The following is a 22,851-nucleotide window of genomic DNA, read 5'->3' on the forward strand; positions in this document are numbered from 1 at the left end:
ATGGCCTTGCAAATTCACGTTCTCGATTATGGCGACATCGAACTGGAAACCTCGTTCCTGGTTCTGGGCCATGAATGCGGTCGGGTGCGCCGGGTGCCGGTTTACGGCTTCTTGATCACCGGGGGCGAATATCCGGTCCTGGTCGATACCGGCTACCGCGACAATGCGATCATGGAAAGCCTGGGGATGCGGGGGCTGCAATTCCACGACAACATGATCGAAAACCAGCTGGCCAAGCACGGGCTGAAGCTGGGCGATATCCGCTATATCCTGCACACCCACCTGCATATCGACCACGCCGGGCAGGACGACAAGTTTCCGATGAACACCACCGTCGTCATCAACCGGCGCGAGATGGAGTTTTCGGTCAGCGGCATTATGTTTCCGCAATACCCAAAGCCCGACATCAAGCACCTGGTGGACCGCATCTATGAGCCCGAGGCGATGCGTTTCCTCGACCTCGACATCACCACGGCGGAAGAGATCATTCCCGGCGTCTGGTGCGAATATGCCGGTGGCCACACCGAGGGCAGCATGAACGTGGTGGTGGAGACCGCCGAGGGCCTGGCCTGTATCTGTGGCGACGTGATCTATGATTTCAACGACCAGATCGTGAACCATGTCTACACCAACAACTGGATGGAACCGCGCGTCACCGGCAACCACAGCCAGTCGAAACGCGAGGAGAAGGGCGCGATCAAGAAGCTGCTGAACAACTACACTTTCCTTCTGCCCATCCACGACAAGCCCGCCAAGATCGAGCGCCAGAAGGTTGTCGGGCGGCTTGGCATGACGGTGCCGGGGCCGCTGACCCAGACGCTGCCCGACCGCCCCTGGTTCCCGGTCTGAGCCATGGGCCACACTGCCATCTCCGACAGCTTCCGCGCCATCATCGACGAACACGAACCGGTGCGCCAGCTGGCCACCGGGTTCATCTTTACCGAGGGGCCGCTGTGGCATCCGGTGGATCAATCGCTGATCTTCTCGGACATGCCGGGCGACGTGCGGCGTCAGTACGTGCCGGGGCAGGGCGTGCGTGAAATCGCAAGGCCCAGCAACAAGGGCAACGGCATGACCTATGATGCCGGGTTGAACCTGCTGGTCTGCGAACATGCCACCTCGTCGGTGGTGCGGCTGCGCCCGGATGGCACGCGCGAGGTGCTGTGTTCGCATTTCCAGGGGCGCGAGTTGAACAGCCCCAACGATATTGTCGTCGGCAATGACGGCGCGATCTGGTTCACCGATCCCACCTATGGCCGGCTGGAACATTTCGGCGTGCCGCGTCCGACGCAACTGGGCTTTCAGGGCGTCTACCGTCTTCCACCCGGTCACCAGCCTGGTGCAGAACCTGAACTTGTGGTAGACAAGTACCTGTTTTCACAGCCAAATGGCCTATGCTTTTCACCGTGTCAGCGCTGGATGTGGGTGAACGATACCGATCAGGCGAACATCCGCATGTTCGACGTGGTGAACGGGCGGCTTGAGAATGGCCGGGTCTTCGCCGGTGGCATCAAGGACGATCTGAAACCCGGCGTGCCCGACGGAATGAAGGCCGACAGCAAGGGCAACCTTTACGTCACCGCGCCCGGGGGGATCTGGGTCTATTCCTTCCATGGAGAGCTGATCGGCAAGATTTCCTGTCCCGAGATGGTGGCGAATTTCCACTGGGGCGGCCCGGATTGGAGCACGCTGTACCTCTGCGCCATGACCTCGCTTTATTCGGTGCAGACGCGGGCGAAGGGGCGCGACGAACCCTTCATGTATCCGGTTGTGCAACCGCCACGTCGGGTACAGGCGCAGGCTCCGCAAACCGTCCCGGCAGCACCTTCGCTGATAACGCACCCGGTGGAACAACCCATCATTGCGTCGCGTAGCGCCTTGATCTTGCAGGATCTTCAGAACGACGTGATCATCGACGGCGGCGCCTTTGCGGCATCGGGTTCGCCGGAGCACGCCCGCAGCCAGAAGGTGCTGGCCAATGCGGCGCGGCTGGCGGCGGCGGCAAGGGCACAGGGCGTGATGGTGGTGCATGTCTGGATGGTCTGTGAACCGGGGCATCCGTACCTGGCGCAGCACGCCGACCTGATGCGCGGGCTCAAGGGCGAGAACGCGCTGGTGCGCGGCACCTGGGGCGTGAAACCGGCACCGGGCATCGAACCGCAGCCCGGCGATCTGATTGTCGAGAAAATGTCGATGAGCGCATGGGAAACCTCCCGTCTGGAAAGTTATCTGCACCACGGCGGGCGCGACACGATCATCAACTGCGGCGCCTGGACGAACATGAGCGTCGAACACACGGCACGTACCGCCGCTGACAAGGGGTTTCGCGTCATCGTGCCCGAAGATGCCTGTTCGTCGATGAACGCCGACTGGCACGCGGCATCCATCAACTATGCGATGCAGAACGTCGCAACGGTCACCACGACCGACGCGATCCTTGCAAAACTGGCCTGAAGGGGGGCCGCTCGGTGGGTTAACAGAATCTTAATAATCGGTATTATGTGTATTTTAGACGTGACGAAACACTGATGAACCCCTGACAAGGCCGTGCTATACAAGGACAAAGCCGATCCTTCGATCGGATTTGTCACCCCTGCGTCGTGATTTCCGGCCAAACGGTCTCGACAGCGTGGCGGGCGCGCGGCTAATTGCAATGGCACAGTATAGGAAAGCAACAGATGCCATCGGTCTTGATCTTGAACGGTCCCAACCTGAATCTCCTGGGCCAGCGCCAACCCCAGGTCTACGGGCATACCACCCTGGCCGAGGTCGAGCAGCAGTGCCGCGAGGCTGCGGGCCCCCTGAACCTTGAGATCCAGTTCGAGCAGACCAACCACGAAGGCGGCATGGTGGATCTGATCCACGCGGCGCGCGGCAAGCATCAGGGAATGATCCTGAACGCCGGCGCCTATACCCACACCTCCATCGCCTTGATGGACGCGATTTCGTCGGCGGAATTGCCCACGATCGAACTGCACCTGTCCAACGTCCACGCCCGCGAGGCGTTTCGCCACCAGTCCTATATCGCCCGGGTCGCCATCGGCGTGATCTGTGGCTTCGGGCCGCGCGGCTATACCCTTGCTCTCGAGGCGATGGCAGATCACCTGGCGGAGAAAGATCCATGATCGATCACCTGGAACGGATTGTCGAAGCCACCTCGGTCGAGGATGTGTGGCAACTGCACTGCGACAAGATGCTGAGCTATGGCTTTGACCGGCTGCTCTATGGCTTCACGCGGTTCCGGACGGCAACGGGTTTCGGGGATCGCGAGGATTTCCTGATCATGACGAACCATGACCCGGAGTATGCCGACAAGTTCATGAACGGTGGTTTGTATTTCCATGCCCCGATGGTGCACTGGGCGCTGAACAACAACGGCGCCTGCAGTTGGGGCTGGTGGGCCAACAATGCCGACAGCCTGACCCCCAGCGAACGAAAGGTCGTCGCCTTCAACCTGTCGCACGGCGTGACGGCGGGCTATTCCATCAGCTTTCGTGACGCCTCGATCCGCAACAAGGGCGCCATCGCGCTGACGGCCCGCCGCGGCATGAGCCAGGACGAGGTTGAGGAGATCTGGAGCGAGCACGGCCGCGACATCACGGTGATGAACAACGTGGCGCACCTGAAGCTGATCCAGCTCCCCTACTCCACCCCCGCGCGCCAGTTGACGAAACGCCAGCGCGAGGCGCTGGAATGGGTGCGCGACGGCAAGACAACCCAGGACGCCGCCGAGATCATGGGCCTGACCGCCGCAACCGTCGAAAAGCACCTGCGCCTTGCGCGCGAGGCTTTGGACGTGGAAACCACCGCCCAGGCCGTTCTGAAGGCATCCTTCCAGAACCAGATTTTCGTCGTGGAGCGTTGAGCGCACCGCTTACGGGCCAACATCCCCGCGTTTCGTGACAAAGCCTGTCAGCAATGGCCGCCCGGCTTCCCGTGCCCACGCGAAATTGCGAAAAGGATGGCGTTCCGCCTGTGGTGGCATTTCGGCCATGGAACAGCCCCCCGATGCGCCTGTTATTGATCGGGAGGGATCGGGGGGCACCCTTCTGCCCGCCCCCCAAACGCAAAAAAGGCGCGCCATGACGACGCGCCTTTCCCGAATGCTGTTGCTTAGGGCTCAGCCCTTGGCGGCCTTGGCAACCTCGGCGGCGAAATCCTCTTTCACCACTTCGATGCCTTCGCCCACTTCCAGGCGCACGAAACCGGTGACGGTCACGCCGGCTTCTTTCGCGGCGGCCTCGACCGTGAGGTCGGGGTTCACGACGAATGCCTGGTTCAGCAGGGTCACTTCGGACATGAATTTCTTCATCCGCCCGACGATCATCTTCTCGATCACGGCTTCCGGCTTGCCGCTTTCGCGGGCAATGTCCATCTGCACGGTCTTTTCCTTTTCGACGACGGCAGGATCAAGATCCTCTTCCGACAGCGAAGCGGGGTTGGTGGCGGCGATGTGCATGGCGATCTGCTTGCCGATGCCGTTGTCCGCACCGTTCAGCGCGACCAGCACGCCGATCTTGCCCATGCCTTCGGCGGCGGCATTGTGGACGTAGGACACGACGGTTTCACCGGTGATCGACGACATGCGGCGCACCGACATGTTCTCACCGATCTTGGCGATGGCGTCGGTGATGACGGTTTCAACGGGCTTGCCGTTGATCTCGGCCGCCTTCAGCGCCTCGACGTTGTCGACGGTCAGGGCAACATCGGCGATGTCGCTGACCATCTTCTGGAACTCGGCGTTCTTGCCGACGAAATCGGTTTCCGAGTTCACCTCGACGGCGATACCCTTGCCACCATCCACCTTGACGGCAACAAGGCCCTCGGCGGCGGTGCGGCCCGATTTCTTGGCGGCCTTGGCCAGGCCCTTGGTGCGCAGCCAGTCGACGGCGGCTTCCATGTCGCCATCGGTTTCGGTCAGCGCCTTCTTGGCGTCCATCATGCCGGCACCGGTGGTGTCGCGCAGTTCTTTCACTTGAGCAGCGTTGATTGCCATGGCGTGGCTCTCCTTCATGAAACGTGTCGGGATCGAAGCAGGAGGCATGGCCCGCTTCGATGACAATGTAGTGACAGGCGCGCCGGCATGCGGCGCGCCAAAGGCTCAGGCCTTCTGGTCTGCGGGCTTGTTGTCCAGGTCATAGGGGGCATCCTTGGCGATGCCGCTGTTGGCCTGGGTCATCTCGGTGTCGCCCACGGGGGTCTCGGCGGCCTGCTGCTCGGCGAGAACCTCTTCGACGGCGGCTTCTTCCATGGCGCCCATGTCGACGCCGGCGGCGCTCATCTGGGCGGACATGCCGTCAAGTGCGGCGCGCGCGGCCAGATCGCAGTACAGCGCGATGGCACGGGCGGCGTCGTCGTTGCCGGGGATGATATAGTCGATGCCATCGGGCGAGCAGTTGGAGTCGACCACGGCAACCACGGGAATGCCCAGCTTCTTGGCTTCGGCGATGGCCAGGTCTTCCTTGTTCACGTCGATCACGAACAGAAGGTCGGGCACGCCGCCCATTTCGCGGATACCGCCCAGCGATGCGTTCAGCTTGGCCTGGTCACGCTCCATGCTCAGGCGTTCGCGCTTGGTCAGGCCCTCGGCGCCCTGCTCCATCTTCTCGTCGATGGATTTCAGGCGGTTGATCGACTGGGAAACGGTTTTCCAGTTGGTCAGCGTGCCGCCCAGCCAGCGGTGGTTCATGTAGTACTGCGCGCATTTCTCGGCGGCGTCGGCGATGGGCTTTTGTGCCTGACGCTTGGTGCCGACGAACAGGATGCGGCCGTTCTTGGCGACGGTGTCACGGATGACCTTCAGCGCCTGGTCCAGCATCGGAACCGTCTGGGTCAGGTCGAGAATGTGAATGCCGTTGCGGTCGCCGTAGATGAATTCCTGCATCCGCGGGTTCCAGCGCTGAGTCTGGTGACCATAGTGAACGCCAGCTTCCAGAAGCTGACGCAGGGAGAAATCGGGGAGCGCCATGTCCATTTTCCTTTTCCGGTTTGCGCCTCGGCAGGGCCATCAGAGCATACGCTCAACCGGCGGACCGTAACGGGATGTCTCCCCGTCAGGCCCAAGCCCCACCTGTGAAGTGGGGGCGCGATACACCGGTTGCGCGCCATGTGCAAGGGCGGCGATGCAGGAAACCGCAGGACGCCTCCGGCGGGAGTACTTGGGCAAGAAAGAAACCCGACCGTCGCGGACCGGCTTCTTCGTTGCGAAAATACTCGGATGGCGTAGCGTCCGCCATCTTGCGCCAGGGGGCGGGCTGCTGCAAAACCGCCGGATGAACACGCCTGACATCCTTTGCATCGGTTCCGTCCTGTGGGACATCATCGGCCGCACCGCCACCCCGATGCGGCTGGGCTCGGACGTGGCCGGGCGCATCACGCGCCTGCCCGGTGGCGTTGCCATGAACATCGCGATGACCCTGCGCCGCTTCGATCTGACGCCCGTGCTTCTGAGCGCCGTGGGCCGCGATGCCGAGGGGGACGAGCTTTTGGCCGCCTGCGCCGGCCTTGGCATGGTCACCGATCACGTCCACCGCCCCGAGAGCCTGCCCACCGATCTTTACATGGCCATCGAGGGGGCCGGCGGCCTGGTCGCCGCCATTGCCGATGCCCACACGCTTGAGGCGGCGGGCGATGCCATCCTGGCACCCCTTGGCGACGGGCGCCTGGGCACCGCCGATGCGCCCTTCGGCGGGATGATCGCGCTGGACGGCAACCTTACCATCGACCTGCTGAGCCAGATCGCGCTGAGCCCCTTGTTTCGCGCCGCCGATCTGCGCGTCGCCCCCGCGTCCCCCGGCAAGGCCGAACGCCTGGCGGGGCTGTTCGACCATCCGAACGCCACCTTCTATGTCAACCTGGAAGAGGCCGGCATCCTGGCGCAGACGCCGTTCACGAATGCCGCCAGCGCCGCCGCCACGCTGATCGAACGCGGCGCGCACCGGGTGCTGGTGACCGATGGCGGTTCGATGGCGGCCATGGCGGACGCCAGCGGCGTGCTGACCGCCCTGCCCCCGCCGATCACCGTTGCCCGCGTCACCGGCGCCGGCGATACCTTCATGGCCGCCCACATGGCGGCCGATCTGGGCGGTGCGCCGCCACAGGATGCCTTGCACCGCGCCCTGGGCGCGGCGGCCGAATATGTTTCAGGAGTTTCCCTCTGATGTCGCTTCCCCTGCGTTTTTCCCCCGAAGTCGAAGAGGCCCGCGAAGGTGGCCTGCCCATCGTCGCCCTTGAAAGCACGATCATCACCCACGGCATGCCCTATCCGCAGAACGTGGAAACCGCGATGCTGGTGGAACAGACCGTGCGCGACATGGGCGCCGTTCCCGCCACCATCGCCGTGATCGCCGGTGCCATTCACATCGGGCTGAGCGAGAGCGAACTGACCGCCCTGGGCCAGGCGCAATCGGTGGCCAAGCTGTCGCGCGCCGATCTGGCCGCCTGCGTGGCCACCGGTGGCACCGGCGCCACCACGGTTGCCGCCACCATGATCGCCGCCCGGCTGGCCGGGATCGAGGTTTTCGCCACTGGCGGGGTTGGCGGTGTCCACCGCGGGGCCGAGCGCAGCTTCGACGTTTCGGCCGACCTTCAGGAACTGGCGCAGACGGCGGTGACAGTGGTGGCCGCCGGGGCCAAGGCCATTCTCGACGTGCCCAAGACGCTTGAGGTGCTGGAAACGCTGGGCGTTCCGGTCATCGCCTATGGGCAGGACAGTTTCCCGGCCTTCTGGTCGCGCGAATCCGATCTTGCGGCGCCGCTGCGCATGGATGGCGCCGGCGATATTGCCGCGGCGCATGTGATCCGGGGGCGGATGGGTCTGCCCGGCGGGCAGTTGATCGCCAACCCGATCCCCCGGGACGAGGAGATTCCCGCGGCCGAACTTTCGCCGATCATTGCCCAGGCGGTGCAAGAGGCCGAGGCCCAGGGCATCGGCGCGAAATCGGTCACGCCCTTCCTGCTGGCGCGGATATTCGAACTGACCGAGGGCCAGTCCCTGCGCGCCAATATCGCGCTGGTGCTGAACAATGCGCGGCTGGCCTCGGAAATTGCCCGCGAAATCAGCGCCCTGCGCCGCCAGTCCTGACAAGCACCGCTGTGACATTGCGCGACGCCCGTCGAGCCCCTAGATAGCATGGGCAGCGATTACAACGGTTCCAGATGACACCCGGACATAACGACGAACACGATTCCAAGCGGCGACGCCCCCTCTTCGGCAGCCTGCGCGCCAGCTTTCTGACCGGTCTGGTGGTGATCGCGCCCATTGCGCTGACCATGTGGCTGATCTGGTCCGTCGTCGGCTGGATCGACAGTTGGGTGCTGCCCTTCGTGCCCCATCAGTTCAAGCCGGAAACCTATATCGGCATCAACCTGCGCGGTGTGGGCGTGGTGATCTTCCTGATCTTCACGGTGATCGTCGGCTGGATGGCCAAGGGGCTGATCGGGCGGTCGCTGATCCGCTGGGGCGAGGGCATCGTCGATCGCATGCCGGTGGTAAGATCGGTCTATAACGGGTTGAAACAGATCGCGGAAACCGTCTTTGCCCAGACCGACACCTCGTTCGACAAGGCCTGCCTGATCGAATATCCCCGCCGGGGCATCTGGGCCATCGCTTTTGTCTCCACCGATGCCAAGGGCGAGATCGAGGCGCGGATTCCCGCGGACCAGGGCAAGATCTCGGTGTTCCTGCCCACCACGCCCAACCCGACCTCGGGGTTTTTGCTGTTCGTGCCGCGCTCCGAGGTGATCGAGCTGGACATGTCGGTCGAGGATGCGGCCAAGCTGGTGATTTCCGCTGGCCTTGTCTATCCCACGCCCAAGGCGGCCCCGCCCCTGAAGCTGCCCGACCGGGCGGCGGAATAGGCGCCTAGCCGAACATCTGTTTCAGATCGACGGTGCCGACCGTGTTCAGATCGTCCAGATGGGCGCTCAGGAACCGGTCGGCCGCCCCACGCCCCGCCGCCCGCAGCCGCGACACGATCACCGGGGTTGCCACGGTTTTCGTCGCGACCCCCAGATCGTTCATCAGGGCATCGTCCGCGATCATGTGAACCAGCACGCGCTTCATGGTGCCCGGCGGCATGCGGCCTTCATCCAGAAGGCGCTGGACGAAATGCACCGCCCGCAGCTCCCGCAGGAGCGAGGTGTTGAAGCTGATCTCGTTGATGCGGTTGACGATCTGCTGGGGGGTGACCGGGATCGACGCCCGTTCGATGGGGTTGATGTTCACCACCACGATGTCGTCGGGAAACCGGTCTTCATACAGCGGATAAAGCGCCGGATTGCCCGTGTAACCGCCATCCCAATAGGCCGCGCCGTCAATCTCGACCGCGCGGAACAGCGTCGGCAGGCAGGCCGAGGCCAGGATCGCATCGGTGGTGATCGCGTCGCCGCTGAACACCTTGATCTTGCCGCTGCGCACATTGGTGGCCCCGATGAACAGCTCGGGGCCCTCATCGGCACAGACATTGGCAAAGTCCATCTGTTCGACAATCCGGCGCAGGGGGTTCTCGATCCCCGTGCCAAAGGAATAGGGGCTGGCGGCGCGGGTCGCGGCATCCAGCATGAGATAGGCGGGCGACATCTCGAGCATGGCGCTGAACATGTCGGTGGGCATGGCCAGCGACGACAGCCAGTCGGCCACCTTCATGTCGTCCAGCCCGCTGACCTTGCTCCAAAGCCAGTCAAGATTGTCGCGCGCGCCCTGCCGCCCCCCGGCCACCAGCCCGGCCTTCAGTGCGGCACCGTTCAGTGCCCCCGCCGAGGTCCCGGAAATGCCGGCGATCTCGATCCGCCCTTCCTCAAGCAGCCTGTCCAGAACGCCCCAGGTAAAGGCGCCGTGAACGCCGCCCCCCTGAAGCGCCAGGTTGATACGCTTTACGCTCACAATGCGGTCCAGCCACCATCGACGCTGATGGTGGTGCCGGTGATCTGGGCCGCCGCATCCGAACAGAGGAACACGCAGGTGCCGCCCATCTGTTCGACGGTCGCGAATTCCTTCGAAGGCTGGCGTTTGAGCATGACCTCCTTGATGACGGTCTCCCGGTCCATGTCGTATTCCTTCATGGTATCGGGGATCTGCGATTCAACCAGCGGCGTCAGGACATAGCCGGGGCAGATGGCATTGCAGGTGATCGGCTCCTGCGCGGTTTCCAGCGCGACGGTTTTCGAAAGTCCCACGATGCCGTGCTTGGCTGCGATATAGGCCGATTTATAGGGGCTGGCGGTCAGACCATGGGCGCTGGCGATGTTCACCACCCTGCCCCATCCGGCCTTGCGCATCATCGGCAGGGCGGCGGCCGTGGTGTGAAAGGCGCTGGTCAGGTTGATGGCGATGATCGCGTCCCACTTGCCGGTCGGAAACGCGTCGATGGGCGCGACATGCTGAATGCCGGCATTGTTCACCAGGATATCACAGCGACCGGCCTGTTCGATCAGGGCGCGGCATTCCTCGCCCTTGCTCATGTCGGCCTTGATATAGCGGGCCGTCACCCCTGTTTCCTCGGCGATCTCGCGGGCCAGCGCGTGATCCTCGTCGCGGTCGGTGAAGGAATTCAGCACCACATCGGCCCCGGCCCGCGCCAGTTCGCGCGCGATGCCCAACCCGATGCCCGAGTTTGATCCGGTGATGATGGCGGTCTTGCCTGAAAGTTGCATGTCAGCTCCTGCGTGAAATCCCTTATGCGCATCCTAGCGCCCATCGCCGCAATGGCCATGGGGCACGACACCATTGTGATCGCGGGGGATTCGCAGGGTCGATTCGACGCGCCATCAGGCACTTGCGCCGCGCTCCGAGACATGAGACAGGCGCACATCACCGGCGTCCTGCCACGGGCGCACGCCACCGGTGGAAAACAGCGGATCATCAAGGATAAAAGGCGTTTCAGCGCGGCTGCGCCATTGGCCGTACATGCAGAACGCCGGACAAACCTGCCGGATCAAACGAAAAAAAACGCCCGCACAAGGCGGGCGTCAAGTTATTGAGGCAGGTTTCATACAGGCAAGAAACCTATCGAGCAGTGACGCCTTTATACCCAATTACGTTCCGGCATCCAAGCTAAAAGTTTGAAACACTTGGCAGACCTGCTTAGGGTCGGGTCAGACCCGAGGGAACGAAAGGACAAACCCGAAGATGAGCATTCATCGTTTCCATTTCCTGCGCAATTCCGCCCTTGCCCTGGTGGCCACCCTGGCTGGCGGGATGGCCCTGGCCGAACCGAAACATGGCATCGCTATGTATGGAGAGCCCGCCAACCCACCGGATTTTGTGTCGCTACCCTTCGTCAACGCCGATGCCCCCAAGGGCGGGCGCATCGTACAGGGCGAGGTGGGCAGCTTCGATTCCCTCAATCCCTTCATCCTCAAGGGCTCCACCCCCTGGCAGCTTCAGTTCCTCGCCTTCGAGACGCTGATGGGGCGCAGCTATGATGAACCCTTCACGCTCTACGGCCTTCTGGCCGAATCGGTCGAAACGGACCCAGACCGCACCTGGGTGGAATTCACCCTGAACCCCGCCGCGAAATTCTCTGACGGCAGCCCCGTCACCGTGGAAGACGTGATGTGGAGTTACGAGACCCTGGGTACCGAGGGCCACCCCAAGTACCACGGCACCTGGAGCAAGGTCGAGAAGATGGAACAGACCGGCGAACGTTCGGTCCGCTTCACCTTCAACGTGCCCGACCGCGAACTGGCACTGATCATGGGCATGCGCCCGATCCTGAAAAAGGCCCAATGGGAGGGCAAGGATTTCGCAGCCAGCGGAATCGATGACATCCCCATCGGCAGCGCGCCCTACGTCATCGCCGACTACGAACCGGGCCGCTACGTCTCGCTGAAACGCGATCCCGATTACTGGGGCGCCGACCTGCCCTTCCGCAAGGGCACCAACAACCTCGATGAAATCCGCATGGAGTTCTTCGGCGACGGCACCGCCATGTTCGAGGCCTTCAAGGGCGGCCTGCTGAACACCATGCGCGAAACCAACGCCGAAAAGTGGAATACCCAATACGATTTCCCGGCGGTTCAATCGGGTGACGTGGTGAAATCGGAAATCCCGCACAAGCGCCCCGCCGGGCTCAAGGGGCTGGTAATGAACACCCGCAAGCCCCAGTTCGCCGACTGGCGCGTGCGCGAGGCGCTGATCCGCGCCTTCAACTTCGAATTCATCAACCAGACCCTGAACGGCGGCGTGAACCCGCGCATCACCTCCTATTTCGCCAACTCGGTCCTCGGGATGGAAGACGGCCCCGCCCCCGAACCGGTGCGCAGCCTTCTCGCCCCCTTCAGCGACAGCCTGCTGCCCGGCGCGCTCGACGGCTACGAGATGCCCGTCAGCGATGGCTCGGAACGCAACCGCAAGGGCATTGCAAGCGCGATCGACATGATGGCCGAGGCCGGCTGGACCATCCAGAACGGCCAGATGAAGAACGCCGAGGGAATGCCCTTCACCTTTGAAATCCTGCTGAAACAGGGCGCGAACGAACCCCAGCAGATCGTCGATCTCTATTTCTCGGCCCTCAAACGCATGGGCATCACCCCCACGATCACCACCGCCGATACCGCTCAGTACAAGGAACGCACCAACCGCTTCGATTTCGACATGGCCTATCACCTGATCGGCCTCTCGCTCAGCCCGGGTAACGAACAATATCTCTACTGGGGGTCAAAGGCCGCCGATACCGAAGGTTCGCGCAACTGGATGGGCATGAAAAGCGACGCCGCCGAGGCGATGATCGACGCGATGCTGAACGCCCCCGACCGCGAGGGTTTCATCAACGCCACCCGCGCCCTTGACCGGGTGCTCACCTCGGGGCGCTACGTCATCCCGATCTGGTACGATCCCGTTTCCTTCCTGGCCCACGCCAGACAGCTGAAATATCCCGACACCATCCCGATGTACGGCGATTGGCAAGGCTTCCAGCCCGATACCTGGTGGTGGGAAGACTGAACCCGTGAAATGGGCGCGGATCACACCGCGCCCTTTTCTTTCTTGCACCAAATACTCTCGCCGAAGGCGTCCCTGCGCATCAGCCTTCACCACGCCCGATAACCTTACCCGCAGCCCGCCACGCGCGCCCGCAAAACATGTCGTGCGGGCGTCAGCCCGCTCCGCCGGATCACCCTTGCACCACCCGGCGTGACTCTCCCCAAGGACAGGCGTAGGAGGGCGCCATCCCGAAAGGAGCCGCAATGACATCCGTGAAACTCGATATCCTGTCCGACCCGATCTGCCCCTGGTGTCTGATCGGCAAGACCTGGCTTGACCGCGCGCTGGAGCAACGCCCCGACCATCCCTTCCACATCGAATGGCACCCCTTCCAACTCAACCCCGACATGCCCCCCGAAGGCATGGAGCGGCGCGCCTATCTCGAGGCCAAGTTCGGCGGCAAGGAGGCCGCGGTGCGCGTCTATGCCCAGATCGAAGAGGCCGCCGAAAAGGCCGGCATCTCCATCGACTGGTCCAAAATCACCCGCACGCCCAACACCCTGAACGCCCATCGCCTGATCCATTGGGCCGGGCTGGAGGGCCGGCAGACGGCGGCGAAAAGCGCGCTGCTGAACGGGTACTTCCGCGAAGGGCGCGATATCGGCGACACCGGCGTCCTGCTCGACATCGCCGAGAAGATCGAGCTCGACCGCGACCTGATCGCACGGCTTCTGAACACCGACGCCGATGCCGATGACATCCGCGCCCGCGATGCCCATGCCCGCGAACGTGGCGTCTCCGGCGTGCCGACCTTCGTGCTGGCCAACGCCCATGTGCTGCCCGGCGCGCAATCCACCGATCTCTGGCTCCAGGTGCTCGACGATATTGCCGCCCAGGCGGCGGATGCGTCATGACGGCCCCGACGCGCGCCCTGCGCCAGGGGGAATTCGTCGCGCTGATGGCAATGATGATGGCCACCGTGGCCTTCTCCATCGATTCGATGCTGCCGGTCCTGCCCGAGATCGCGGCCCAGCTGACCCCCGAGGCGCCCAACAACGCCCAGCTCATTCTCACAACCTTCGTGCTGGGCATGGGAATCGGCACCTTCGTGGCCGGGCCGCTCTCAGACACGCTGGGGCGGCGCACCACCATGCTGCTGGGCTTCGCGCTCTATGCCCTGGGGGCCATCGCGGCGGTCTTCGCACCGACGCTGGAAACCCTGCTGGCCGCGCGGCTGGTCCAGGGGCTGGGCGCCTCGGGGCCGCGCGTCGTGTCCTCGGCGATGATCCGCGATCTCTACCAGGGCCGCCGCATGGCACAGATCCTGTCCTTCGTGATGATGATCTTCATCGTCATTCCCGCCATCGCCCCCTTCATCGGCGCACAGGTGATCGGGCTTTTCGGCTGGCGATCAATCTTTGGCCTTTTCGTGATCTTCGCGATGACAGGCGCCCTCTGGATGATGCTGCGCCAGCCCGAAACCCTGCCCGTCGATCAGCGCCGACCCTTCCACCTTGCCCCCCTGCGCAGCGCCTTCATCGAGGTGCTGGCCAACCCCATGGTGCGCCTCTACATCCTCGTGCTGTCGCTGGGCTTCGGCCAGATGTTCGGCATGCTCAGCTCGATCCAGCAGGTTTTCGACATCACCTTCGGTCTGGGCAACAGCTTCCCGCTCTATTTCATGGGCATCGCCATCCTGTCGGGGCTGGGCACGGTGCTGAACGCGCGGCTGGTGATGCGGCTGGGCATGCGGCGCCTGGCCATCACGGCCTATGCCACGCAGACGGTCCTTTCGGGGGTTATCGTGCTGGTCACGCTGGCCGGGCTGATGCCCGCGGCACTGGCGCTGCCGGTGTTCCTTGGCTGGGCGGTATCGGTCTTCTTCATGGCCGGGCTGACCTTCGGCAACCTCAACGCCCTGGCGCTTGAGCCTCTGGGCCATATCGCGGGCATGGGGGCATCTGTCGTCGCGGGGGTCTCCACCGTCACGGCGGTGCTCATCGCCATCCCCATCGGCCTGGCCTTCGACGGCACGCCGGTGCCCCTGACCCTGGGCACCCTGGCCTGTTCGGCCGCGGCATGGTGGCTCATGCGTAAATCGCGCGAGGCCGATCCGACACCGAAGAAGACGCTTCCAGATCCGGGCTGACCCGCCCGAACCGGAGGGGCGCAAAACACGCGCCCTTCCCATCTTTGGTCTTCAAATATCCCCGCCGGAGGCTCCTGCGCTTTCCCCGGCCACAACGATGGCGGGGAAGCGCCGGGCGCCCGTCATGGGCGCCCCAAAGCCATGTCGTGCGGGCGTCAGCCCGCGCCGCCGGATCAGTCCAGCGCCTTCAGACGCTTGAACAGCGACGAGGTGTCCCAGCGCCCGCCGCCCATCTTCTGCACATCCTTGTAGAACTGGTCGACCAGCGCCGTCACCGGCAGCGACGCGCCGTTCTCGTCGGCGGTGTCCAGGCAGATGCCCAGGTCCTTGCGCATCCAGTCCACCGCGAAACCGTGGTCGAATTTGTCGTCCAGCATGGTTTCATAGCGGTTGGCCATCTGCCACGATCCGGCCGCGCCCTGGCTGATCACCTCGACCACGGCGCGCCCGTCCAGCCCGGCCTTGTCGGCGAAATGCAGCGCCTCGGACAGCCCCTGCACCAGGCCCGCGATGGCGATCTGGTTGCACATCTTCGTCATCTGGCCCGCCCCCGACCCGCCGATCCGGCGGCACAGCTTGGCATAGACCTCCATCACCGGTTCGGCCTTGTCATAGGCTGCCGCATCGCCGCCGCACATGATGGAAAGCTGGCCGTTCTCGGCCCCCGCCTGCCCGCCCGAAATCGGCGCATCCACGAAGGCGATGCCCGTCTCGGCGGCCAGGTCGTAAAGCTCGCGGGTCACCAGGGCCGACACCGTGGTATGGTCGACAAAGACCGCGCCCTTTTCCATCCCGGCAAAGGCGCCCTCCTCGCCCCGGCAGACCGAGCGCAGATCGTCGTCGTTGCCCACGCAGGCCATCACGAAATCGGCACCCTCGGCGGCGGCCTTGGGTGTCTTGGCGGCGCGCCCGCCGTGGGCCTTCACCCAGTCTTCGGCCTTGCTGAACGTACGGTTGTAGACGCATACGTCGTGACCGGCCCTGGCCAGGTGGCCCGCCATGGGGGCCCCCATGACGCCAAGTCCCAGAAACGCTATCTTGGTCATTGCTTTCCTCCGGGTTTCAAATCGCTTACGACCTTCCTAACCATCGCTTCCCAATGGTCAACCGAGGTTTCATGTCCCTGTTCTTTCGCTGGCTGCTGCGCATCTTCATCGGTCTGACCGGCCTTCTGCTTCTGGTGCTGGTGGTGGTCTACAGCTTCACCAGCCGCTCGATCCCGGATTACAGCGCGACATTCCGCGAACCGGCGCTTTCGGCGCCTGTCGAAATCGTGCGCGATCATGCCAATGTGCCGCATATCTTCGGCAGCCAGGATGCCGATGTCTATTTCGGGCTTGGCTTTGCCCATGCGCAGGACCGGCTGTGGCAGATGACCATGCTGCGCCGCACCGCCCAGGGGCGTCTGTCCGAGCTGTTCGGCGAACGCACGGTGCGCACCGACGATCTGTTGCGCCGTCTGGACATCTACAACCTGGCCACCCAATCCTTCGAGGCGCAGTCGGGGGAAACCAAGATCGCGCTGCGCGCCTATGCCGCCGGTGTGAACGCCTGGCTTGAGCAGGTGAACGACGGCGCCCGGGGCCGTGGCGCGCCCGAATTCTTCCTGTTCTCGCCCCAGATCGCCCCCTGGCAGCCCGCCGACAGCATCGCCATCATCAAGCTGATGGGCCTGCAACTTTCCTCGCACCTGGAAAACGAGGTGCTGCGCGCCCGCACCTCGCTGATGCTGCCCGACAACCGGGTGCGCGACATCCTGCCCGACGCGCCGGGCACCGGCATTGCCGCCCTGCCGGAATATGCCGCGCTCTTTCCCGATGTGCCGCGTTACGCGGCCGGAGATCCCACGCCCCCCGATCCGCTTTCGCCCTTCAAGCCGCGCGCCTTTGCCGGTGCGTCGAACGCCTGGGCGGCGGCGCCGTCACGCTCGGCCTCGGGGGGGACGCTGCTGGCCAACGATCCGCATCTCGGGTTCACCGCGCCCACCATCTGGTATCTGGCGCGCCTCGAGCTGCAATCGGGCGGCGTGATCGGTGCCACGATCCCGGGCCTGCCTGTCGTGCTGGTGGGCCGGTCGGCGCGGCTGGGCTGGGCCATCACCTCGTCCTATGTCGACGATCAGGATGTCTATATCGAGAAGCTGAATCCCGAAAACCCTCAGGAGGTGCTGACGCCCGATGGCTATGCGCCCCTGCGCACCCGCACCTCGATCCTGAACATCAAGGACCAGGACCCCCGCACCCTGACCCTGCGATGGAGCGACAACGGCCCGATCCTGCCCGCCCATCACTATGACCTGGGCACCGTCACGCCGCCGGGCCACGTCGCCTCGGTGGCCTGGACCGTGCTGTCGGATGCCGACACCTCGATGACCGCCGCGATGGAGCTGATGCAGGCCGGTTCCATCGCCGAAGGCATGGAGGCCGGAGAAGGCTTCATCGCCCCCGCGCAGAACCTGACCTTGGTGGATGAAACCGACATCGCCATGAAGGTGATCGGCGCGATGCCCGCGCGCCATGACGATCATCAAAGCCTGGGGCGGATGCCCACGCCCGGCTGGCTTTCTGAAAACCGCTGGGAAGGCCGCCTGCCCTATTCGGCCAACCCGGAGTTCGTTTCGCCTCAGGGTGGCATCCTGGGCAATACCAACAACAAGACGGTGGATCGGCCCTTTCCCCTGCATGTGTCCTGGGAATGGGGCGACACCCAGCGCGTGCTGCGCTGGCGCCGCCTGATGCAAAGCCGCGAGGTGCACACCCGCGAAAGCTTTGTCGAGGCGCAGCTTGATACCGTCAGTCCGACGGCGCGCGCGCTGCTGCCGCTGGTGGCGGCCGATCTGTGGTTTACCGGCGAACCGGCGCCCGACGGCACCCCCGAACGCCTGCGCCAGCGCGCGCTTGAACTGCTGGCCGGCTGGAACGGTGAAATGAACGAACATCTGCCCGAACCGCTGATCTATGCGGCCTGGATGCGCGCGCTACAGGAACGGCTGATCCGCGACGAACTGGGCCCCCTTGCCGAAGAATTCGATCATGTCGATCCGGTCTTCATCGAACGGGTGTTCCGCAACACCGGCGGCGCGGCTGTCTGGTGCGACGTGCTGCAAAGCGCGCCGGTGGAAACCTGCCAGGACATCGCGCGCCAGTCGCTGGACGCCGCCCTGATCTGGATTTCCGAACGCTATGGCACGGCGCTTGAATCCCTGCGCTGGGGCGATGCGCACGAGGCGACGCACGATCACCCGGTCCTTGGCACAACGCCGATCCTGCGCTGGTTCACCAACATCCGCCAATCCACCAGCGGCGGCGACAACACCCTGCGCCGTGGCCGCACCAGCGGCAAAGACCCAGATCCGTTCCAGAACGTCCATGGCGCCGGATACCGCGGTGTCTATGATTTCGCCGACCCCGACAGCTCGGTGTTCATCATTTCAACCGGGCAATCGGGCCATCCGCTGTCGCGCCACTATGACGACCTGGGCGAACTTTGGCGCCGGGGCGAATACATCCCCATGTCGCTGGACCCCGAACTGGCCCGGGCGGCTGCCGTGGGCATCACGACGCTGACGCCCTGACCCGCCATGCGGTTCGGCCGGCGGCTATGCCCCGATCGGCCGACCGCCCACCGCCACGGAAGCGCTCAGCGTCCCTTGAACAAGGTGCCGAAGATGCCGCGCACGATGCGCCGTCCGGTGGTGCCCTTCAGCTCTTTCACCACCATTTTCGCCATGGCCTCGCCGAAACTGTCATCGGCCTTGCGGCTGCGTCGGGTTGGTGTTTCGCGGTTCGGATCATAGCGGCGGGCATTGCGAAACTCGCGCTCCTTCTCTTCCTCGGCCTTCTCCGCCTCTTTCGCGGCCTGTTCGGCGCGGCGGGCCAGGATTTCGAAGGCGCTGTCGCGGTCCAGGCGCGTTTCGTATTTTCCCCGCAGCGGCGAAGCGGCAATCACATCGCCCCTTTGCTGATCGGTGATCGGGCCAAGCTGTGACGACGGCGGACGGATCAGGGTGCGTTCCACCATCCCCGGCACGCCCTTGCGTTCCAGGAACGAGGTCACCGCCTCGCCCACGCCCACCTCGCGGATCGCGTCTTCGGTGGAAAAGGCCGGGTTGTCGCGATAGGTCTGCGCCGCCTTGCGCAGATCGCTCTGGTCGCGGGCGGTGAAGGCGCGCAGGGCGTGCTGCACCCGGTTGCCAAGCTGGCCCAGCACATCCTCGGGCACATCCGCCGGGTTCTGGGTGATGAAATAAACCCCGACCCCCTTGGACCGGATCAGCCGCGCCACCTGTTCCACCTTGTCCACCAGCGCCTTGGGGGCGTCGTCAAACAGCAGGTGCGCCTCGTCGAAGAAGAACACCAGCTTCGGCTTGTCGGGGTCGCCCACCTCGGGCAGTTCCTCGAACAGCTCGCTCAGCAGCCACAGAAGGAAGGTGGCGTAGAGGCGAGGCGATGACATCAGCCGATCCGCCGCCAGGATGTTGACCCGCCCGCGCCCTTCATCGTCAACCGCCATGACATCGGCCAGGTCCAGCGCTGGTTCGCCGAAGAGTTCCGCGCCCCCCTGATTTTCCAGCACCAGAAGACGGCGCTGAATCGCCCCGATCGAGGCGGTCGAAACGTTGCCGTAGCGCAGGCTGAGGTCCTTCGCATTCTCTCCGGCCCAGACCAGCAGCGCCTGAAGATCCTTGAGATCAAGCAGCGCCATGCTCTCCTCGTCGGCGACGCGGAAACAGATGTTGACGATCCCCTCCTGCGCCTCGGTCAGGTCCAGCAGCCGCGAGATGAGAAGCGGCCCCATCTCGGCCACGGTGGTGCGCACCGGATGCCCGGCCTTGCCGAACAGATCCCAGAAGGTGACCGGAAAGGACCGATAGGCATAGTCGGTGAACCCGATGGTGGCCGCGCGTTCGGAGAATGCGCCATGCAGCTTGAAATCCTCGGACCCCGCACGCGCCAGCCCGGAAAGATCGCCCTTCACATCCGACAGGAACACCGGCACCCCGGCGGCCGAAAACCCCTCGGCCAGGATTTGCAACGTCACGGTCTTGCCGGTGCCGGTCGCGCCGGCGATCAGGCCGTGCCGGTTGGCATATTTCAGAAGCAACCCCTGGGGCGTGCCATAGCCTTCGCCGCCCCCGCCCACAAATATCTGTTCTGCCACCCGCGCACCCCAATTCATCCTGTTCGCGGATCAAGATACAAAATTAACCATTCTGTGCCAGTGTCGATCTGTTCCCCGGTGCATCGCGCGCCGAGTGCGGGAACGATCCTCCCTGACTGACTGGCCGCGCCCTTCATGGCGCGGTCCTTTTTCAACTCCGGCCCATTTTGACGCGGCGTAAAAAACTGGAATTTTCCCTGTTGACGGGTGCCGACAAGTTTCATACCGTCGCCATCAATGAATAAGTCGGCCAGTCCGGCAGGGAGAGAAAAGCGAGGAAAGGGCCTGTATATACAGGCCCTTTTTTTACGCGCAGCGATTGCCATGGGTGGTTGTCCGCCAGCGCGCAAATCGCACCTGACAGCGGCTTTGCGTCGTGTTAAATCCCTGCCAGAACCGGATTTGAGTGATGGGAACAACATGTCTGATCTTTTGAAAACATTGGGTATTGTGGCGATGGTCGCCTGGGCGCCGATGGCGATGGCCCAGTCCACCGAGACCCCCGCAGATGACAGCGCGACCGCGCAGGAAGAGGCCCCCGCCGCCGATGGCGTGACCGACAACGGCCTTGCCCTGGGCGAGGAAGTGGGCGCGAACGGCGAAGGCGGGGTCGGCTCGACCTATATTTCCGCCGAGCATGGCGATTGGGAGGTGCGCTGCGTGCGTGCCGCCGAGGGCGACGATCCCTGCCAGCTTTACCAGTTGCTTTCGGATGACCAGGGTAACGCCGTGGCCGAGATCAGCATCTTCGGCCTGCCCAAGGGCCAGCAGGCCGCTGCCGGTGCCACGGTGATCACGCCGCTGGAAACGCTGCTGACCGCACAGATGACCCTGGCCGTGGATGGCGGCAAGGCGAAACGCTATCCCTATACCTTCTGCGCCGCCAACGGCTGTTTCGCGCGGATCGGGTTCACCAGCGCCGATGTGGCCGGCTTCAAGGCTGGCGCCGCCGCAACGCTGACCATCGTTCCGGCCGCAGCGCCCGACGAGAAGGTCGCGCTGAAGGTGTCGCTTTCGGGCTTTACCGCCGGCTATGACGCGGTGAACGAAGCCAACGGAAACTGAACCCTTCCGCAATCCAGCATCAGATGCCGCGCCCTTCGGGGGGCGGCATTTCTCGTTCTGGCGGGGCGCTGTCTTAGACCCGGCGCAGCGCAAGCACCGCGTTCAGCCCGCCGAAGGCAAAGGCGTTCGACAGAACCACGTCCACCTGCGCGTCGCGGGCCAGGTTGGGCACCACGTCAAAGGCGCATTCGGGGTCGGGTTCCTCAAAGCCGATGGTGGGCGCGATCACCCCGTCACGCAGGGCCATGATGCAGGCCAGAAGCTCGACCGCACCGGTGCCGCCAATCAGGTGGCCGTGCATCGACTTGGTGGAACTCATCATCAGGGTGTCGGCGTGGTGGCCGAACACATCGGCCACGGCGGCGCATTCAGTCTTGTCATTGGCGGCGGTGCCGGTGCCATGGGCGTTGATGTACCCAACCTGGTCACGGTTCACGCCCGCATCGCGCATGGCCCCCGCAATCGCGCGGGCCGCACCCTGCTTGCTGGGCATCACGATGTCGGCGGCGTCCGAAGTCATGGCGAAACCCGCCACCTCGGCCAGGATCTCGGCACCACGCGCGCGGGCGTGATCGTATTCCTCGAACACGAAAATCCCCGCGCCCTCGCCCTGAACCATGCCGTTGCGGCCTAGAGAGAACGGGCGGCAGGCGTCCTTGCTCATCACGCGCAGCCCCTCCCATGCCTTGACCCCGCCAAAGCACAGCATGGATTCCGACCCGCCCGTCACCATGACCGGCGCCATGCCGCTGCGGATCATCATGAAGGCCTGGCCCATGGCGTGGTTGGACGAGGCACAGGCCGTGGCCACGGTAAAGGCCGGGCCCTTGAGGTTGTATTCCATGCTGACGTGCGACGCGGCAGCGTTGTTCATCAGCTTGGGCACGACGAAGGGGTGAACGCGGTTCTTCCCCTCTTCGTAGACGACGCGGTAATTCTCGTCCCAGGTCTGCACCCCGCCCCCGGCGGTGCCCAGAACGACACCCGAACGCGCGGCAAGGTCGCCCGAAAAGCTCAGCCCCGATTGCGCGATCGCCTCGCGCGCGGCCAGAAGCGTGAATTGGGTGAAACGGTCGTAAAGGGAAATCTGCTGGCGGTTGAACTCGGCCTCGGGATCATAGCCGCGCACCTGGCCGCCGATGCGGATCGAGAGACGTTCGACGTCGCGAAATTCAAGCGGGCCGATGCCGCAACGCCCCTCGCGCATGGCGGCAAGGGTATCGGGCACATTGTGTCCCAGCGCGTTGATTGTTCCCGCGCCGGTGATGACAACCCGTTTCATCCGTCTTTCTGTTCCCGCACGAGGCGTTCCACCGCGCCGATGATCGCGGCGACCGAGGAAATGTCGAAATCGCTTTCGCTGGGATCGTTGGCGTTGAAGGGCACCTGTATGTCAAATGCCTCTTCTATGGCGAAGATTGATTCCACCAGCCCCAGACTGTCGATGCCCAGATCGGCCAGGGTATGGTCCTTGTGCACATCCGACGGTTCGATGACGGCCTGTTCGGCGATGATGCGGATAACGGTGTCTTCGATGGTGTCTGACATGGCATCC

General features: G+C 64.1%; 22 protein-coding genes. 12 read left to right on the forward strand and 10 right to left on the reverse strand.

Features of this window, described 5'->3' with window-relative positions; genetic code table 11:
- The 4 genes from H7828_RS17045 to H7828_RS17060 all read left to right on the forward strand — a co-directional run bounded on the left by H7828_RS17045 (nt 1) and on the right by H7828_RS17060 (nt 3,865).
- Nucleotides 1-849: an N-acyl homoserine lactonase family protein gene (locus tag H7828_RS17045; RefSeq protein WP_226782271.1), complete on the forward strand. Its 849-nt coding sequence runs from the start codon at nt 1-3 to the stop codon at nt 847-849.
- A 3-nt stretch (nt 850-852) separates the two neighbouring features.
- Nucleotides 853-2,454: an isochorismatase family protein gene (locus H7828_RS17050; protein WP_226782272.1), complete on the forward strand. Its 1,602-nt coding sequence runs from the start codon at nt 853-855 to the stop codon at nt 2,452-2,454.
- A gap of 224 nt (nt 2,455-2,678) precedes the next feature.
- The gene (gene aroQ / locus H7828_RS17055) at nt 2,679-3,125 is read left to right on the forward strand and encodes a type II 3-dehydroquinate dehydratase (RefSeq protein ID WP_226782273.1); all 447 of its coding nucleotides are present in this window, start codon (nt 2,679-2,681) and stop codon (nt 3,123-3,125) included.
- Nucleotides 3,122-3,865: a LuxR family transcriptional regulator gene (locus H7828_RS17060; RefSeq protein ID WP_226782274.1), complete on the forward strand. Its 744-nt coding sequence runs from the start codon at nt 3,122-3,124 to the stop codon at nt 3,863-3,865. The genes aroQ and H7828_RS17060 overlap by 4 nt, the downstream gene beginning before the upstream one ends.
- Nucleotides 3,866-4,120: 255 nt before the next feature.
- On the opposite strand, the gene tsf is transcribed toward H7828_RS17060, so the two are convergent.
- Nucleotides 4,121-4,996: a translation elongation factor Ts gene (gene tsf, locus H7828_RS17065; protein ID WP_226782275.1), complete on the reverse strand. Its 876-nt coding sequence runs from the start codon at nt 4,994-4,996 to the stop codon at nt 4,121-4,123.
- Between the two features lie 105 nt (nt 4,997-5,101).
- On the reverse strand, nt 5,102-5,968 hold the full coding sequence (rpsB, locus tag H7828_RS17070; RefSeq protein ID WP_226782276.1) for a 30S ribosomal protein S2: 867 nt from the start codon (nt 5,966-5,968) through the stop codon (nt 5,102-5,104).
- Between the two features lie 304 nt (nt 5,969-6,272).
- Here rpsB and H7828_RS17075 point away from each other — a divergent pair, with 304 nt between their 5' ends.
- The 3 genes from H7828_RS17075 (at nt 6,273) to H7828_RS17085 (ending at nt 8,859) form a co-directional block, all read left to right on the forward strand.
- A complete protein-coding gene (locus H7828_RS17075) occupies nt 6,273-7,160 on the forward strand; it encodes a PfkB family carbohydrate kinase (RefSeq protein WP_226782277.1) in 888 nt (295 codons plus the stop codon).
- The gene (locus H7828_RS17080; protein WP_226782278.1) at nt 7,160-8,083 is read left to right on the forward strand and encodes a pseudouridine-5'-phosphate glycosidase; all 924 of its coding nucleotides are present in this window, start codon (nt 7,160-7,162) and stop codon (nt 8,081-8,083) included. The genes H7828_RS17075 and H7828_RS17080 overlap by 1 nt, the downstream gene beginning before the upstream one ends.
- A gap of 74 nt (nt 8,084-8,157) precedes the next feature.
- On the forward strand, nt 8,158-8,859 hold the full coding sequence (locus H7828_RS17085) for a DUF502 domain-containing protein (protein ID WP_226782279.1): 702 nt from the start codon (nt 8,158-8,160) through the stop codon (nt 8,857-8,859).
- A 4-nt stretch (nt 8,860-8,863) separates the two neighbouring features.
- Here H7828_RS17085 and H7828_RS17090 read toward each other — a convergent pair whose 3' ends face one another.
- The 3 genes from H7828_RS17090 to H7828_RS17100 all read right to left on the reverse strand — a co-directional run bounded on the left by H7828_RS17090 (nt 8,864) and on the right by H7828_RS17100 (nt 10,908).
- On the reverse strand, nt 8,864-9,883 hold the full coding sequence (locus tag H7828_RS17090; RefSeq protein ID WP_226782280.1) for a patatin-like phospholipase family protein: 1,020 nt from the start codon (nt 9,881-9,883) through the stop codon (nt 8,864-8,866).
- Nucleotides 9,880-10,653: a 3-hydroxybutyrate dehydrogenase gene (locus H7828_RS17095; RefSeq protein WP_226782281.1), complete on the reverse strand. Its 774-nt coding sequence runs from the start codon at nt 10,651-10,653 to the stop codon at nt 9,880-9,882. The genes H7828_RS17090 and H7828_RS17095 overlap by 4 nt, the downstream gene beginning before the upstream one ends.
- 114 nt (nt 10,654-10,767) lie before the next feature.
- The gene (locus H7828_RS17100; protein WP_226782282.1) at nt 10,768-10,908 is read right to left on the reverse strand and encodes a hypothetical protein; all 141 of its coding nucleotides are present in this window, start codon (nt 10,906-10,908) and stop codon (nt 10,768-10,770) included.
- Between the two features lie 220 nt (nt 10,909-11,128).
- On the opposite strand from H7828_RS17100, the gene H7828_RS17105 reads away from it, so the two are divergent.
- The 3 genes from H7828_RS17105 (at nt 11,129) to H7828_RS17115 (ending at nt 15,071) form a co-directional block, all read left to right on the forward strand.
- Nucleotides 11,129-12,943 (forward strand): extracellular solute-binding protein, encoded by a 1,815-nt coding sequence (locus tag H7828_RS17105; RefSeq protein ID WP_226782283.1) that lies wholly within the window; start codon nt 11,129-11,131, stop codon nt 12,941-12,943.
- A gap of 242 nt (nt 12,944-13,185) precedes the next feature.
- A complete protein-coding gene (locus H7828_RS17110) occupies nt 13,186-13,836 on the forward strand; it encodes a DsbA family oxidoreductase (RefSeq protein ID WP_226782284.1) in 651 nt (216 codons plus the stop codon).
- Nucleotides 13,833-15,071 carry a multidrug effflux MFS transporter gene (locus H7828_RS17115; RefSeq protein WP_226782285.1) on the forward strand — a complete coding sequence of 413 codons (1,239 nt, stop codon included), beginning with the start codon at nt 13,833-13,835 and terminating at the stop codon, nt 15,069-15,071. The genes H7828_RS17110 and H7828_RS17115 overlap by 4 nt, the downstream gene beginning before the upstream one ends.
- 173 nt (nt 15,072-15,244) lie before the next feature.
- On the opposite strand, the gene H7828_RS17120 is transcribed toward H7828_RS17115, so the two are convergent.
- Nucleotides 15,245-16,117, reverse strand: coding sequence for an NAD(P)-dependent oxidoreductase (locus tag H7828_RS17120; RefSeq protein ID WP_226782286.1), 873 nt, complete (start codon nt 16,115-16,117; stop codon nt 15,245-15,247).
- Between the two features lie 71 nt (nt 16,118-16,188).
- Between H7828_RS17120 and H7828_RS17125 the strand changes: the two genes are divergently transcribed.
- Nucleotides 16,189-18,645 carry a penicillin acylase family protein gene (locus H7828_RS17125; RefSeq protein ID WP_226782287.1) on the forward strand — a complete coding sequence of 819 codons (2,457 nt, stop codon included), beginning with the start codon at nt 16,189-16,191 and terminating at the stop codon, nt 18,643-18,645.
- Between the two features lie 65 nt (nt 18,646-18,710).
- On the opposite strand, the gene H7828_RS17130 is transcribed toward H7828_RS17125, so the two are convergent.
- Both H7828_RS17130 and H7828_RS17135 read right to left on the reverse strand, forming a co-directional pair.
- On the reverse strand, nt 18,711-20,249 hold the full coding sequence (locus H7828_RS17130) for a helicase HerA-like domain-containing protein (RefSeq protein WP_245398767.1): 1,539 nt from the start codon (nt 20,247-20,249) through the stop codon (nt 18,711-18,713).
- Nucleotides 20,246-20,557 (reverse strand): hypothetical protein, encoded by a 312-nt coding sequence (locus tag H7828_RS17135; RefSeq protein WP_226782289.1) that lies wholly within the window; start codon nt 20,555-20,557, stop codon nt 20,246-20,248. The genes H7828_RS17130 and H7828_RS17135 overlap by 4 nt, the downstream gene beginning before the upstream one ends.
- Nucleotides 20,558-20,651: 94 nt before the next feature.
- Between H7828_RS17135 and H7828_RS17140 the strand changes: the two genes are divergently transcribed.
- A complete protein-coding gene (locus H7828_RS17140) occupies nt 20,652-21,296 on the forward strand; it encodes an invasion associated locus B family protein (protein WP_226782290.1) in 645 nt (214 codons plus the stop codon).
- Between the two features lie 73 nt (nt 21,297-21,369).
- On the opposite strand, the gene H7828_RS17145 is transcribed toward H7828_RS17140, so the two are convergent.
- Both H7828_RS17145 and H7828_RS17150 read right to left on the reverse strand, forming a co-directional pair.
- Nucleotides 21,370-22,578: a beta-ketoacyl-[acyl-carrier-protein] synthase family protein gene (locus H7828_RS17145; RefSeq protein ID WP_226782291.1), complete on the reverse strand. Its 1,209-nt coding sequence runs from the start codon at nt 22,576-22,578 to the stop codon at nt 21,370-21,372.
- The gene (locus tag H7828_RS17150) at nt 22,575-22,844 is read right to left on the reverse strand and encodes an acyl carrier protein (protein WP_226782292.1); all 270 of its coding nucleotides are present in this window, start codon (nt 22,842-22,844) and stop codon (nt 22,575-22,577) included. Before H7828_RS17150 ends, H7828_RS17145 begins: the two co-directional genes overlap by 4 nt.
- Between the last annotated feature and the right edge of the window lie 7 nt (nt 22,845-22,851).

The organism is Oceaniglobus trochenteri, from assembly GCF_020529025.1.
GTDB classification, from domain to species: Bacteria; Pseudomonadota; Alphaproteobacteria; order Rhodobacterales; family Rhodobacteraceae; genus Oceaniglobus; species Oceaniglobus trochenteri.